General features: G+C 70.3%; 11 protein-coding genes. 5 read left to right on the top strand and 6 right to left on the bottom strand.

What is annotated here, in order from left to right; all coding sequences use genetic code 11:
- Positions 1-88: 88 nt before the first annotated feature.
- Complete coding sequence (locus ACIQWG_RS21885; protein ID WP_404098278.1) at positions 89-991, top strand: D-alanyl-D-alanine carboxypeptidase family protein; 903 nt, start codon at positions 89-91, stop codon at positions 989-991.
- A 66-nt stretch (positions 992-1,057) separates the two neighbouring features.
- Here ACIQWG_RS21885 and ACIQWG_RS21880 read toward each other — a convergent pair whose 3' ends face one another.
- From ACIQWG_RS21880 to ACIQWG_RS21865, 4 genes are all read right to left on the bottom strand, one after another.
- Positions 1,058-2,464 (bottom strand): dihydrolipoamide acetyltransferase family protein, encoded by a 1,407-nt coding sequence (locus ACIQWG_RS21880; protein ID WP_404098275.1) that lies wholly within the window; start codon positions 2,462-2,464, stop codon positions 1,058-1,060.
- Positions 2,465-2,474: 10 nt separating this feature from the next.
- Positions 2,475-3,467, bottom strand: coding sequence for an alpha-ketoacid dehydrogenase subunit beta (locus tag ACIQWG_RS21875; protein WP_404098272.1), 993 nt, complete (start codon positions 3,465-3,467; stop codon positions 2,475-2,477).
- Position 3,468: 1 nt separating this feature from the next.
- Positions 3,469-4,644, bottom strand: coding sequence for a pyruvate dehydrogenase (acetyl-transferring) E1 component subunit alpha (pdhA, locus tag ACIQWG_RS21870; RefSeq protein ID WP_404098270.1), 1,176 nt, complete (start codon positions 4,642-4,644; stop codon positions 3,469-3,471).
- Positions 4,645-5,211: 567 nt separating this feature from the next.
- Complete coding sequence (locus tag ACIQWG_RS21865) at positions 5,212-6,765, bottom strand: protein kinase (RefSeq protein ID WP_404098267.1); 1,554 nt, start codon at positions 6,763-6,765, stop codon at positions 5,212-5,214.
- Positions 6,766-7,115: 350 nt separating this feature from the next.
- Between ACIQWG_RS21865 and ACIQWG_RS21860 the strand changes: the two genes are divergently transcribed.
- Entirely contained in the window at positions 7,116-8,762 is a 1,647-nt protein-coding gene (locus ACIQWG_RS21860) for a protein kinase (protein ID WP_404098264.1), read from the top strand.
- A gap of 67 nt (positions 8,763-8,829) precedes the next feature.
- On the opposite strand, the gene ACIQWG_RS21855 is transcribed toward ACIQWG_RS21860, so the two are convergent.
- The gene (locus ACIQWG_RS21855) at positions 8,830-9,372 is read right to left on the bottom strand and encodes a bacterial proteasome activator family protein (protein ID WP_404098261.1); all 543 of its coding nucleotides are present in this window, start codon (positions 9,370-9,372) and stop codon (positions 8,830-8,832) included.
- Positions 9,373-9,560: 188 nt separating this feature from the next.
- On the opposite strand from ACIQWG_RS21855, the gene ACIQWG_RS21850 reads away from it, so the two are divergent.
- Positions 9,561-10,475: a hypothetical protein gene (locus ACIQWG_RS21850; RefSeq protein WP_404098258.1), complete on the top strand. Its 915-nt coding sequence runs from the start codon at positions 9,561-9,563 to the stop codon at positions 10,473-10,475.
- A 15-nt stretch (positions 10,476-10,490) separates the two neighbouring features.
- Here the strand turns inward: ACIQWG_RS21850 and ACIQWG_RS21845 are convergent, their stop codons facing one another.
- Positions 10,491-11,471: an NAD(P)H-quinone oxidoreductase gene (locus ACIQWG_RS21845; protein ID WP_404098255.1), complete on the bottom strand. Its 981-nt coding sequence runs from the start codon at positions 11,469-11,471 to the stop codon at positions 10,491-10,493.
- Between the two features lie 231 nt (positions 11,472-11,702).
- On the opposite strand from ACIQWG_RS21845, the gene ACIQWG_RS21840 reads away from it, so the two are divergent.
- Both ACIQWG_RS21840 and ACIQWG_RS21835 read left to right on the top strand, forming a co-directional pair.
- On the top strand, positions 11,703-12,737 hold the full coding sequence (locus ACIQWG_RS21840; RefSeq protein WP_404098253.1) for an ATP-binding cassette domain-containing protein: 1,035 nt from the start codon (positions 11,703-11,705) through the stop codon (positions 12,735-12,737).
- On the top strand, positions 12,734-13,582 hold the full coding sequence (locus tag ACIQWG_RS21835; RefSeq protein ID WP_404098250.1) for an ABC transporter permease: 849 nt from the start codon (positions 12,734-12,736) through the stop codon (positions 13,580-13,582). The genes ACIQWG_RS21840 and ACIQWG_RS21835 overlap by 4 nt, the downstream gene beginning before the upstream one ends.
- Positions 13,583-13,588: the final 6 nt, after the last annotated feature.

Below are 13,588 nucleotides of genomic sequence, written 5' to 3'. Positions count from 1 at the left end.
CTTACGTGTCACACACGTGCGGCACCAGCCTCTCCCCTCCAACTTGGCCGCACATTCGGGGCATTTCGACGCAATCGGGGTATATCAGTTGATCACCGCCACCAAGGGCCTCCGGGTCCGCAGAGCCGCGGCCGTCGTCGTGACGACCGGAGCGATGCTCGCCACCGGAGCCCTCACCGCGGCGCCCGCGCAGGCCGTCGCCACGCCGTCCATCACCGCCAAGGGCGGGTACCTGATGAACAGCGCGACCGGTGCGACGCTCTTCGCCAAGGCCGCCGACACCAAGCGGCTCACCGCCTCGACCACGAAGATCATGACCGCCAAGGTCGTGCTCTCGCAGGCGAACCTGAACCTGGACACGAAGGTGACGATCAAGAAGGAGGTCAGCGACTACATGGTCCGCAAGGGCTACCCGTCGTCCGCCCACCTGATCGTCGGCGACAAGGTCACCGTCCGACAGCTGCTCTACGGGATGATGCTGCCGTCCGGCTGTGACGCGGCGATGACCCTCGCCGACAAGTTCGGTTCCGGCACGACCGTCGCGGCCCGCACCAAGAGCTTCATCGGCAAGATGAACACCATGGCCCGGAGCCTGGGCATGACGAACACGAAGTTCGACTCGTTCGACGGAATAAGCAATGGCTCCAACGCTTCGACGCCCCGCGACCTGACGAAGCTCGCCCGCAGCGTGATGAAGAGCTCCACGTTCAAGGCCGTCGTGAAGACGAAGACGTACACGGCCAGGACCATCACCAAGACCGGTTCCACCCGGACGATGGCGACCTGGAAGAACACCAACGCGCTGCTCGGCTGGAACGGCACGCTCGGCATCAAGACCGGCTCCGGCACCGAGGCCAGGTACTGCCTCGTCTTCGCCGCGACGAAGAACGGCGAGCAGGTGATGGGCGCCGTCCTGACCGCCTCCTCCGAGGCCAACCGCACGGCGGACGTGAAGAAGCTGATCAACTACGGCTACGCCCGCATCAGCTGACACCACCTGACACATACGAAGGGGCGGCCACTCGACAGTGGCCGCCCTTTCGCTGTCACCGGTGGCTCACGCCCAGGTGATCAACCGCTTCGGCTGCTCCAGGATCGCCGCCACGTCCGCCAGCACCTTGGAACCCAGCTCCCCGTCCACCAGGCGGTGGTCGAAGCTGAGCGCCAGGGTCATGACCTGACGCGGCTTCACCTTGCCCTTGTGGACCCACGGCTGGAGCTTGATCGCGCCGACCGCGAGGATCGCGGACTCGCCGGGGTTGAGGATCGGGGTGCCGGTGTCGACGCCGAAGACGCCGACGTTGGTGATGGTGACCGTGCCGCCCTGCATCGCGGCCGGGGTGGTCTTGCCCTCCCGTGCCGTCGACACCAGCTCGCCGAGCGCCTCGGCCAGCTGCGGGAGGGTCTTGGCGTGGGCGTCCTTGACGTTCGGGACGATCAGCCCGCGCGGGGTGGCCGCCGCGATGCCCAGGTTGACGTAGTGCTTCTGCACGATCTCCTGGTTGGCCTCGTCCCAGGACGCGTTGACGTCCGGGTTGCGCCGGATCGCGACCAGCAGGGCCTTGGAGATCAGCAGCAGGGGGTTCACGCGCAGGCCCGCGAACTCCTTGTCCTCCTTGAGCTCCTCGACCAGCTTCATCGTGCGGGTCACGTCCACCGTCACGAACTCCGTGACATGCGGCGCCGTGAACGCCGAGCCGACCATCGCCGCGGCGGTCGCCTTGCGCACGCCCTTGACCGGGACACGGGTCTCGCGGGCCGTGTCGTACGCGGCCACCGGCGCCGGGGCGACGGCGGGCGCGGCGACCGGAGCGGCCGGGGCCGCCTGGGGCGCCGGCTCGGCGGCCGGAGCGACCGCCGCGTGGACGTCCTCGCGGGTGATGATGCCGTCGGGGCCGGTCGGGGTCACCGTGGTCAGGTCGACGCCCAGGTCCTTGGCCAGCTTGCGCACCGGCGGCTTGGCCAGCGGCCGGGGCGGCACCGCCTCGGGGGCGGGGCCATGGCCGTTCAGCTCGGCCTGGAGGGCCTGGGCCGCGGGCTCCTGGCTCGGGACGTCGGCACCCTTGCGCGGGCGGCGCTTCGTCGAGGTCTGGGCCACGCCGTAGCCGACCAGCACCGGCTGGCGGCCCGAGCCCTCGGCCTTGGGCTCCTCGGCCGGGGCCTCCGGCTGCGCGGCCGGCGCCTCGGCGGCCGGGGGCACCCCGCCCCCGAGGTCCACCGCGATGATCGCCGTACCGACGTCCACCGTCGTGCCCTCGGGGAAGTGCAGCTCACGGACCACCCCGTCGTACGGGATGGGCAGTTCCACGGCCGCCTTGGCCGTCTCCACCTCGCACACCACCTGGCCGTCGGTGACCGTGTCGCCCGGCTGGACGTACCACTTGAGGATCTCCGCCTCGGTGAGTCCTTCGCCCACGTCGGGCATCTTGAACTCGCGCACGGACGCTTCAGTCATCGTCGTCACGACCCTCTCCTCAGTACGCCAGGGCACGGTCGACGGCGTCGAGCACCCGGTCCAGACCCGGCAGGTACTCCTCCTCCAGACGCGCCGGCGGATACGGGGCGTGGTAACCGCCCACCCGCAGCACCGGGGCCTCCAGATGGTAGAAGCAGCGCTCCGTGATCCGGGCGGCGATCTCCGCGCCCGAGCCGAAGAACACCGGCGCCTCGTGGACCACGACCAGCCGGCGGGTCTTCTCGACCGAGGCCTGGATGGAGTCGAAGTCCAGGGGGGACACCGAGCGCAGGTCCAGGACCTCCAGGTTCCTGCCCTCCTCGGCGGCCGCGTCGGCGACCTCCCGGCAGAGCTTCACCATCGGGCCGTACGCGGCCAGCGTGAGGTCGGTGCCCTCGCGCACCACCCGCGCCTTGTGCAGCGGTCCCGGGATGGCCTCGGTGCTGACCTCGCCCTTGTCCCAGTAGCGTCGCTTGGGCTCGAAGAAGATCACCGGGTCGTCGCTCTGGATGGCCTGCTGCATCATCCAGTACGCGTCCGACGCGTTGGACGGCGACACGATCTTCAGGCCCGCCACGTGCGCGAAGAGGGCTTCCGGCGACTCCGAGTGGTGCTCGACCGCGCCGATGCCGCCGCCGTAGGGGATGCGGACGACGACCGGGAGCTTGACCTTGCCCAGCGAGCGCGCGTGCATCTTCGCGAGCTGGGTGACGATCTGGTCGTAGGCCGGGAAGACGAAGCCGTCGAACTGGATCTCCACCACGGGGCGGTACCCGCGCAGGGCCAGGCCGATCGCGGTGCCCACGATGCCCGACTCGGCCAGCGGGGTGTCGATGATCCGGCTCTCGCCGAAGTCCTTCTGCAGGCCGTCGGTGACCCGGAAGACGCCGCCGAGCTTGCCGACGTCCTCGCCCATGATGAGGACCTTGGGGTCGGTGTCCAGGGCGCGGCGCAGCGACTCGTTGATCGCCTTGGCCAGAGCCATGTTCTTGGACGTACTGGTCTCCGTCATGTCAGGCCCCCTCTACGTCCGCGAACGACGCCTGGTAGGCGGCGAACTGGGCGCGCTCCTCGTCGACGAGCGCATGCCCGTCCGCGTACACGTTCTCGAAGATGGCGAAGTGGTCCGGGTCCGGCATGGCACGGACCGCCTCGCGCACTCGTTTGCCCAACGCCTCGCTCTCGGTCTCCAGTTCCGCGAAGAATCCCTCGTCCGCGTGGTTTGAAGCCTCGAGATACCGGCGGACGCGCAGGATCGGGTCCTTCGCCTCCCAGGCCTCGCGCTCCTCGTCGGCGCGGTACTTCGTCGGGTCGTCGGAGGTGGTGTGGGCGCCCATGCGGTACGTGTACGCCTCGACCAGCGTCGGTCCCTCGCCGGCGCGGGCACGCTCCAGCGCCCACTTCGTCACGGCCAGACAGGCCAGGACGTCGTTGCCGTCGACGCGGACGCCGGGGAAGCCGTAGCCCTGCGCGCGCTGGTAGAGCGGCACGCGGGTCTGCTTCTCGGTCGGTTCGGAGATCGCCCACTGGTTGTTCTGGCAGAAGAACACCACGGGGGCGTTGTAGACCGCGGAGAAGGTGAAGGACTCCGCCACGTCGCCCTGGCTGGAGGCGCCGTCGCCGAAGTACGCGATGACCGCGCTGTCGGCGCCGTCCTTGGTGATGCCCATCGCGTAGCCGGTGGCGTGCAGCGTCTGGGAGCCGATGACGATCGTGTAGAGCTGGAAGTTGTTGCTGTTCGGGTCCCAGCCGCCGTTGTTCACACCGCGGAACATCCCGAGCAGGTTGGTCGGGTCGACCCCGCGGCACCAGGCGACGCCGTGCTCGCGGTAGGTCGGGAAGACGTAGTCGTCCTCACGGGTGGCCCGGCCGGAGCCGATCTGGGCGGCCTCCTGGCCGAGCAGCGACGCCCACAGGCCCAGCTCGCCCTGGCGTTGCAGGGAGGTGGCCTCGGCGTCGAAGCGTCGGGTGAGCACCATGTCGCGGTAGAGGCCGCGGAGCTCTTCGGGGGTGATGCCGGCGACGTACTTGTCGTACTCGGCGTTCTTGACGCGCTTGCCCTCGGGCGTCAGCAACTGAACGAGTTCGGGGTCCGTACTCGTCGTTTTCCTTGCGGTTGTCTTGCCGGCCGTGCTCTTGGTACCGGCGCTGCGTCGCGGCTTTCGCGCGGCAGTGCTCTCCACGGTCACGTGTGCTCCTCCGTCGGTCCGGCTACCCGGGTTCGCCGGGTGCCAGTGCGGCTCACCTGAAGCCCTACGGACGCACAGGGTGGGTGCGGCTCGTTGGGGGACAGGCGTGACAGGTGCCCCGGCGAGCGCCCTGCAAAAGGCACGTTACCCAGTGCTCCACATTTCTGTGAAACCCCTCCTGACCTGGGATTTTGCTTGGATTTCCAAGTAAATCCCGAAAGCCGGGAACAAGTCCTGGTCACAGCCTTGCAGGGGGCCGGAACAACGGCACGTTATATCGGTGAGCCAGGTCACGGGAAGAGCAGCCGAGGGGTGGATCACTCAGCCGGTGTGACATCACCCTCGTATGTGAAGAAGGAAATGTCCGGCTATTCCCGCTCGGTAAAAAACGATCAAGAATTGCCTCCGGGCGCGGCCGGGGGCGACGGCCGACGACTGGCTGTGACAACGCCCAGTTCGCGGGTCGTGCCGGCGCGCGGAGGAGGCCGTACGCAAACGCCACGCGCGCGTGAAGCCCGTTGCAGGGCCGCACGCGCGCGTGAGGGGTCGGTCCGGTCGCCGGGCGGGTCAGCCTCCGCCGGTGCCCGTCGGAGCGGTCGGGAGCGTCGGGTCGACCGTCGGGTCCTCCGTCGGCTCCTCGGTGGGCTCCTCCGTCGGCTCCTCGGTCGGCTCGGCCGTGGTCGGCTCCTGAGTCGGCTCCTGGGTGGGCTCCTCCGTCGGCTCCTCGGTGGGCTCCTCCGTCGGCGTGTAGTCCGGGTCGGTCTCCGTGCCCGTGCCGTCGTCCGTGACCTCGTCGGTCGGCTCCTCGGTGGCCTCGTCGGTCGGCTCCTCGGTGGCCTCGTCGGTGGTCTGCGTGGCGGTCGGCTTCTGCGGGGTGTCGTTGCCCCCGCCGCCGCCACCGCCGCCGTTGTTCAGCGCCAGCGCGACACCCGCCGCGATGGCGATCACCGCGAGGACGGCGAGGATCCACAGCTTGCCGCGGCCGCTGCCCCTGTTGCCGTGTCCCTCGAAGCCGCCGTCGTCCCCGCCGCCGTAGCCGGAGGGCAGGATCTGCTGCGGGATCTGCGTCGTACCGGAGGCCGGGGTGCCCGGGTGGCCCATGACCGTCGTACTCGCGAAGCCCGCGGACGGGGTGTGCCGGCCCTCGTGCATGGTCACCGGGCCGGTGTTCCAGGTGCCGGTGTGCCCGCCCTGGTCGTACAGCATCTGAAGGCCGTACTGGACGAGCCCGCGCATCTCCTCGGCCGTCTGGAACCGGTCGTCCGGCTCCTTGGCGAGCGAGCGCATGACCAGGCCGTCGAGCTCCGGCGGCGTGGCGTCGGAGACCTCGGACGGCGGCGTCGGGATGTCCTGCACGTGCTGGTAGACCACCGACAGCGGGGTCTCGCCGGTGAACGGGGGCCTCAGCGCGAGCAGTTCGTACAGGAGGCAGCCGGTCGCGTACAGGTCGGAACGGTGGTCGACCGCCTTGCCGAGCGCCTGCTCGGGCGAGAGGTACTGCGGGGTGCCCATGACCATGCCGGTCTGGGTCATCGTCGACTGCGCGCCGTGCAGCGCGCGGGCGATGCCGAAGTCCATCACCTTCACGGCGCCGTTGTTGGTGATGATGACGTTGGCGGGCTTGATGTCGCGGTGCACGATGCCGTGCTGGTGCGAGTAGGCCAGGGCCTCCAGGACGCCGGAGACGATGATCAGCGCCTGCTCGGGGCCGGGCGCCTCGGCGTTGAGGAGGAGGTCGCGGATGGTGCGGCCCTCGACGATCTCCATGACGATGTACGGCACGCTCTGGCCGCCCACGAAGTCCTCGCCGGAGTCGTACACGGCGACGATCGCATGGTGGTTGAGGCCGGCCACCGACTGGGCCTCGCGGGTGAAGCGGGCCTTGGACACCGGGTCCTCGGCGAGGTCGGAGCGCAGCAGCTTGACCGCCACGGTGCGCCCGAGACGTACGTCCTCGGCCGCGAACACCTCGGCCATGCCGCCCCGGCCGAGTCTGCGGGTCAGCCGGTAACGGCCATCCCCGACAAGTCCGCCATTACCCCACATTTCCGGCGCGTCTGACATACCGCCGCCAGCCGCCTCGGGGTCGGACGGGCCCTGAGCGCGCTGCTGCTGCTCCATCAGTCCTCGCCGTCGTTTCTGCCCGCGGTGCGCGCGGTGTTGTTACGGTCTCCGTCGGCCACGCTACAGCCTCGGCGCAAGCCGTCGGTCCGAGACGGCCGCCCTCAGCGGACGCAGACGGACCGGCCATCAAACCTGCACCCGGTCTCCTCGTGCAAATTCTGTGCACCGACCGTACGGCCCCTGTAACGCTTCCGCGTCGCTCCCTTCGCGTACGGTCACGGATCGGGCACCGCGCTTGACCTGTCAGTGCCGTGGGGCAGACTTGGCCGGGAATAGCACATTGGATCACTCGGGACCACCCGGTCCACGGGGTGGCAGGCGCCCATGGGGCACGGGGGACGCAGAACATGAGCCAGGACGGCGCACAGGGCGCGAACGCGGGGCGGTCGCTGGCCGGCGGCCGCTATCAGCTGCGCGACCTGCTCGGCCAGGGCGGCATGGCCGCGGTGCACCTGGCGTACGACTCCGTGCTCGACCGGCAGGTCGCGATCAAGACCCTGCACACCGAGCTGGGTCGCGAGCAGGCGTTCCGCGAGCGCTTCCGCCGCGAGGCGCAGGCCGTGGCCAAGCTCACGCACACCAACATCGTCTCGGTCTTCGACACCGGCGAGGACACCGTCGACGGCATGACGACGCCGTACATCGTCATGGAGTACATCGAGGGCCGCCCGCTCAGCTCGGTCTTCGACGACGACGTACGGCAGTTGGGCGCGGTGCCCGCCGACAAGGCGCTGAAGATCACCGCGGACGTCCTCGCCGCGCTGGAGATCAGCCACGAGATGGGCCTGGTCCACCGGGACATCAAGCCGGGCAACGTGATGCTGAACAAGCGTGGCGTGGTCAAGGTGATGGACTTCGGCATCGCGCGGGCCATGCAGTCCGGCGTGACCTCGATGACCCAGACCGGCATGGTCGTCGGCACCCCTCAGTACCTCTCGCCCGAGCAGGCGCTCGGCCGGGCGGTGGACGCCCGCTCCGACCTCTACTCGGTCGGCATCATGCTGTTCCAACTGGTCACCGGGCGGCTCCCGTTCGACGCGGACTCCCCGCTGGCGATCGCGTACGCGCATGTGCAGGAGGAGCCGGTCGCTCCGTCCACGATCAATCGCGCGCTGCCGCCGGCCGTGGACGCGCTGGTCGCCCGCGCGCTGAAGAAGAACCCGAACGAACGCTTCCCGAGCGCCGAGGCCATGCGTGACGAGTGCCTGCGGGTGGCCGCGTCCTTCCAGGCGGCCCCGCCGAGCATCGTGCCGGGCTCGCACACGCAGAGCGGCCAGGGCGTCGGCGCCTCGGTCTTCCCTCCGGTCGGCCAGACGCCGCCGCCCGGTGGCCCGGTTCAGTCGCCGTACCAGCCGACCCCGGCCCCGAACCCGTACGGCACCCCGCCCCCGTCCGGGCCCTCCCCGGCCTACGGCTACCCGCAGCAGCAGCCCGGCTTCCCGACGCCCCAGCCCGCGGCGTACTCCCCGCAGCCGGGCCACGCGACGCCGCCGCCGTACTCCATCTCGCCCCAGCCGCAGCGGACCTCGGGCGGCGGCAAGAGCAACAAGCCGGTGATCCTCGGCTCGGTCGTGGTGTCCGTCGTGGCGGTCGTCGGCCTGATCGTGGCGCTGTCCCTCAAGGGCGGCGGCGGCTCCGGGGACGACGACGCGGGCGGCAGCGGCGGCGCGACCGCCACGTCCTCGGCGACGAAGAAGGCGGGATACCGCGAGGGCGACACCGAGAACACGGTCGAGACGGAAGAGTGCACCGAGCCGGACGAGTCGTACCTCGACGCCGACAAGGTGGCCATGCCGAACTTCGCGTTCAAGCACTGGTCGTCGGTCGAGGCGTGCCTCAAGGCGGCGGGGTGGGAGTACAAGAAGGTCGACGTCGACGAGAACACTTTCGGTGACGGCACCGTGATGCGGCAGTCGCCCGCCGCGCGGAAGGACTTCGACCCGGACGACCCGCCGACGATGGAGTTCCAGGTCTCGACGGGCAATCCGCAGTGACACCGGCGAGCTGAAAGGGCCCGGCAGCATCTGGCTGCCGGGCCCTTCGCGGATCTGGGGGCGGTGGTTACAGGTACGGTCCGCCTGTGCGGCCGCCCGGGTGCTGCTCGCCGTCCTCGTGGCCGCCGACGCCGGGCGGGAGGGCGCGGCGCATCTGCTCCAACTGGGCGCGCGCGGCCATCTGCTGGGCGAAGAGCGTGGTCTGGATGCCGTGGAAGAGGCCCTCCAGCCAGCCGACCAACTGGGCCTGCGCGATGCGCAGTTCCGCATCGGAGGGGGTTCCCTCGTCCGTGAAGGGCAGGGAGAGCCGCTCCAGCTCCTCGACGAGCTCCGGCGCCAGACCGTCCTCCAGTTCCTTCACCGAACTGGCGTGGATCTCCTTCAGGCGGACCCGGCTCGCCTCGTCCAGAGGAGCGACGCGCACCTCCTCCAGCAGCTGCTTGATCATGCTGCCGATCCGCATGACCTTCGCCGGCTGCTCGACCTGCTCCGTCACGGGAATCTCGCGGGAGTCCTCGTCCGCGTTGCCGCCGCCGAGCGCCATCCCGTCCTGGCCGACGACCAGGATCTGGGGATTCTCGGACGACCGTTCGTTCCTCGGCATCTCCATGCCGCCATTCTCTCGCACCCGTACAGCTCATCATCGTGGTGCCCCCGGTGTGGGGTGATCCACCGTTTACGTGTCCCCTGTTTCTGTCAACCTTCCGGCCCTTCGCCGGTGACCCCGGACCGGAGCGGATTGGATCGGGTGGCGGAGTCCGGAATGCCGGGTATGCCAGGTGCTGTGAGGGTTGTTCCATGACTTCATGGCTGGGGGTGGCACGGGGGCGTACGCGAGCGGCTTCGAGCGGGCCGCGCGCCTTGTCGTGGCGGGCGGGGCCGCTGGTCCTGGTGGTCGCGGGGCTGGCCGTCGGACTGTGGGGGGCCGGAGTGTCGTACGGCCTCGACGGCCCGGTCGGCGAGGCTCCGTCCGGGGCGGCGGCGTCCTTCGGCTCCATGGCCGTGTCCCAGCCGGCGTCCGGGGCGTCCGGAGGCTTCTCGGACGCGGCCGACGCGCCCGCGACGGGCTCGGAGGCATCGCCGGGCTCGTCGGCCGAGGCCCCGCCCTTCTCCGTGCCGCCTGAGGCGCCCGAGGGCGCCTCCGCGTCGCCCTCCGCGTCGCGGGAGGCGAACGGAAAGGGTTCCGGGTCGCGGGAGGCGAACGGAAAGGGGTCGGGGGCGTCCGGCAGATCGGCCGAGGAGTCGGTGAAGGCAGTGGGGCCGAAGGCGTCGTCCAGCGCCACCGCCCACGGGCCCGGCGCGTACCGGGCCGACCCCTCCGACGAGCCGTCCCGCGCCGGGAGCCGGGCGGGTGAGGGCCGGGAGCGGCCCGGACGGGAGAAGGGGCCGCTGGAGGACGAGGAGGCGGCGAGAGACGGCCAGGACCGCGGTGAAGGGCGCGATGAGGAGCACGGGGACCGCTCGGAGCCGCCACGGGAGCGTGAGGGCGCGGACGACGGGGGGAGTGCGGCAGAGAGCTCGGATGCCGCCGACGCCCCCGCCGAGGATCCCTCCCCCGCCACCCCGTCGGCGCGCCCCGCCCAGCATCCCGCTCCGCACGCCGACGGCCCCACCGAGCCCGTGCTCGAACTCCTGCCGCTGGGGACGGGGCTCGTGCTGATCGGGCTCGGCCTGGGCCTCGCCTTCGTGGGTCTGCGGCTGCGGCGCGGCTAGAGCCTGTCGGCTGTCCTACGGCACGACGAGAAGCACCTTCCCGACATGCCCGCTGTCCTCGACGATCCGGTGGGCCTCGGCAGCGTCGCTCATGGGGAGCTCGCGGTCGACGACGGGGTGCACGTGGCCGGCGTCCAGGAGGGGCCAGACATGTTCGCGTACGGCCGCCACGATCGCCGCCTTCTCCGCGAGCGGACGGGCGCGCAGCGAGGTCGCGCTGATGGCGCCTCGCTTGGCGAGGAGCGCGGCGATGTTCAGCTCGCCCTTGATGCCGCCCTGCATACCGATGATGGCGAGCCGTCCGTTGACGGCGAGGGCCTGGACGTTGCGGTCGAGGTACTTGGCGCCCATGTTGTCGAGGATGACGTCGGCCCCGGCGCCGTCGGTCGCCTGCTTGATCTCCTCGACGAAGTCCTGTTCCCGGTAGTTGATCAGGATGTCGGCGCCCAGTTCGGCGCACCGCTCCAGCTTCTCCTTGCTGCCGGCCGTGACGGCGACCCGGGCGCCGACGGCCTTGGCGAGCTGGATGGCGAGGGTGCCGACGCCACTGGAGCCGCCGTGCACGAGCAGCGTCTCGCCGGGGCGCAGGTGGGCGATCATGAAGACGTTGGACCAGACCGTGCAGACCACCTCGGGCAGCGCGGCGGCCCGCGTCAGGCTCGTCCCCTCGGGCAGGGGCAGCAGCTGACCGGCCGGTACGACGACCTTCTCGGCGTAGCCGCCGCCCGAGAGCAGCGCGCACACCTCGTCGCCGACGGCCCAGCCGGAGACGTTCGGGCCGAGCTCGGCGATCCGGCCGGAGCACTCGAGGCCGGGGTAGGGGGAGGCGCCGGGCGGCGGGTTGTAGAAGCCCTGGCGCTGAAGGATGTCGGCGCGGTTGACGGCTCCGGCCACCACCTCGACCAGTACCTCGCCCTCGCCGGCCACCGGATCGGGGACCTCGTCCCACACCAGCGCCTCGGGCCCACCAGGTTCGGGAATCGTGATCGCATACATGGAACGGACGCTACTCCTCGCCCCGCGCGCCCGGATCGGCGTACTGCGAACGAAGCCGTCCGCCCCGTCCCCCCACTCCCATGTCCCTAGGTCCTTGTCCCCGGGGCGCTCGGTCCTTGGGCGGGTCCCTGCGGAAACCCTGTGCGCCACCGATGAGTTTGCGCCACCGTAAAAGTCTCCCCATGCGTAGCCCAAGAACGTGGAAGGACCACTCGGAAGGACCCCGACAGCATGAGCACGCAGACGACGTCCGGTCTCGCGATCGAGACCGCCGGCCTGGTGAAGACGTTCGGCGAGACACGGGCCGTCGACGGCGTGGACCTCGCGGTCCCGGCCGGCACGGTCTACGGCGTCCTCGGCCCGAACGGCGCCGGGAAGACCACCACGGTGAAGATGCTCGCCACCCTGCTACGACCCGACGGCGGCGAGGCTCATGTCTTCGGGCACGACGTCGTTCGCGAGGCCGACGCGGTACGCGGCAGGGTGAGCCTCACCGGCCAGTACGCCTCCGTGGACGAGGACCTCACCGGCACCGAGAACCTGGTCCTGCTGGGCCGGCTCCTCGGGCACGGCAAGCAGTCCGCGCGGGAGCGTGCCGCGCAGCTGCTGGCGGCCTTCGGGCTGACGGACGCGGCCGGGAAGCAGGTCAAGAACTACTCGGGCGGTATGCGACGCCGTATCGACATCGCCGCGTCCATCCTCAACACCCCCGACCTGCTCTTCCTGGACGAGCCGACGACCGGCCTCGACCCGCGCAGCCGCAACCAGGTGTGGGACATCGTGCGCGCGGTGGTCTCCCAGGGCACCACCGTGCTGCTGACCACGCAGTACCTGGACGAGGCCGACCAACTGGCGTCCCGGATCGCCGTCATCGACCGCGGCAAGGTGATCGCCGAGGGCACCAAGGGCGAGCTGAAGGCATCCGTCGGCGCCGGCTCCGTCCATCTGAGGCTGCGTGATCCGCAGCAGCGGCCGGAGGCCCAGCGGGTGCTACGGCTGGCCCTGGACGCGGATGTGCAGCTGGAGCCGGATCCGGTGGCCCTGACCGCGCGGGTGGGCTCGGGCGCGACCAACGGCCAGGGGGCCGCGGAGCAGGCGGGCCGCGCGCTGGCCGAGCTGGCCCGCACCGGCATCACCGTCGACAACTTCTCGCTGGGCCAGCCCAGCCTGGACGAGGTCTTCCTCGCCCTGACCGGACACGACACCCATGACGCCGGCGACACACACGTCGACGAGGACGCCGACAAGGACGAGGTGACGGCATGAGCACCGTGACGCAGACCGAGAGCAAGGACCTCGCCCCCGTCAGCGCCGAGTCGCTCGCCGCGCTGCTCATCGCCCAGGAGCGTCCGCCGCGGCCCAGCGCCTTCTCGGCCTCCATGACCTTCGGCTGGCGGGCGGTGTTGAAGATCAAGCATGTGCCGGAGCAGCTCTTCGACGTCACCGCGTTCCCGATCATGATGGTGCTGATGTACACCTACCTGTTCGGGGGTGCCCTGGCCGGCTCCCCGCAGGAGTACATCCAGTTCCTGCTGCCGGGCATCCTGGTGATGTCGGTCGTGATGATCACGATGTACACGGGCGTCTCGGTGAACACCGACATCGAGAAGGGTGTCTTCGACCGGTTCCGCTCGCTGCCGATCTGGCGGCCGTCGACCATGGTCGGCTATCTGCTGGGCGACGCCCTGCGCTACACGATCGCGTCCGTCGTGATGCTCACCGTCGGCATGATCATCGGCTACCGCCCGGACGGCGGGGTGGTCGGTGTGCTCGCCGGGATCGCGCTGCTGGTCGCCTTCTCGTTCGCGTTCTCATGGGTCTGGACGATGTTCGGGCTGTTGCTGCGCAGCGAGAAGTCGGTGATGGGCGTCAGCATGATGGTGCTGTTCCCGCTGACCTTCCTGTCCAACATCTTCGTCGACCCGAAGACGATGCCGGGCTGGCTCCAGGCCTTCGTCAACAACAGCCCGATCACCCATCTGTCCTCGGCGGTCCGCGAGTTGATGGCGGGCAACTGGCCGGCGGACGAGATCGCCTGGTCGGTCGGCTGGGCCGCCCTGCTGGTGCTGGTCTTCGGGCCGATCACGATGCGGCTGTACAACCGCAAGTAGGGCCCG

It is taken from the genome of Streptomyces sp. NPDC098781 (assembly GCF_044759995.1).
GTDB lineage: Bacteria > Actinomycetota > Actinomycetes > Streptomycetales > Streptomycetaceae > Streptomyces.
This window is presented reverse-complemented; position numbering and strand designations above follow the sequence as displayed.

Coding starts and splice junctions, on each gene's coding strand:
- ACIQWG_RS21875 (WP_404098272.1), bottom strand. CDS start 3,467: ATGACGGAGACCAGTACGTCCAAGAACATGGCTCTGGCCAAGGCGATC.
- ACIQWG_RS21865 (WP_404098267.1), bottom strand. CDS start 6,765: ATGGAGCAGCAGCAGCGCGCTCAGGGCCCGTCCGACCCCGAGGCGGCT.
- ACIQWG_RS21860 (WP_404098264.1), top strand. CDS start 7,116: ATGAGCCAGGACGGCGCACAGGGCGCGAACGCGGGGCGGTCGCTGGCC.
- ACIQWG_RS21855 (WP_404098261.1), bottom strand. CDS start 9,372: ATGGAGATGCCGAGGAACGAACGGTCGTCCGAGAATCCCCAGATCCTG.
- ACIQWG_RS21850 (WP_404098258.1), top strand. CDS start 9,561: ATGACTTCATGGCTGGGGGTGGCACGGGGGCGTACGCGAGCGGCTTCG.
- ACIQWG_RS21845 (WP_404098255.1), bottom strand. CDS start 11,471: ATGTATGCGATCACGATTCCCGAACCTGGTGGGCCCGAGGCGCTGGTG.
- ACIQWG_RS21840 (WP_404098253.1), top strand. CDS start 11,703: ATGAGCACGCAGACGACGTCCGGTCTCGCGATCGAGACCGCCGGCCTG.
- ACIQWG_RS21835 (WP_404098250.1), top strand. CDS start 12,734: ATGAGCACCGTGACGCAGACCGAGAGCAAGGACCTCGCCCCCGTCAGC.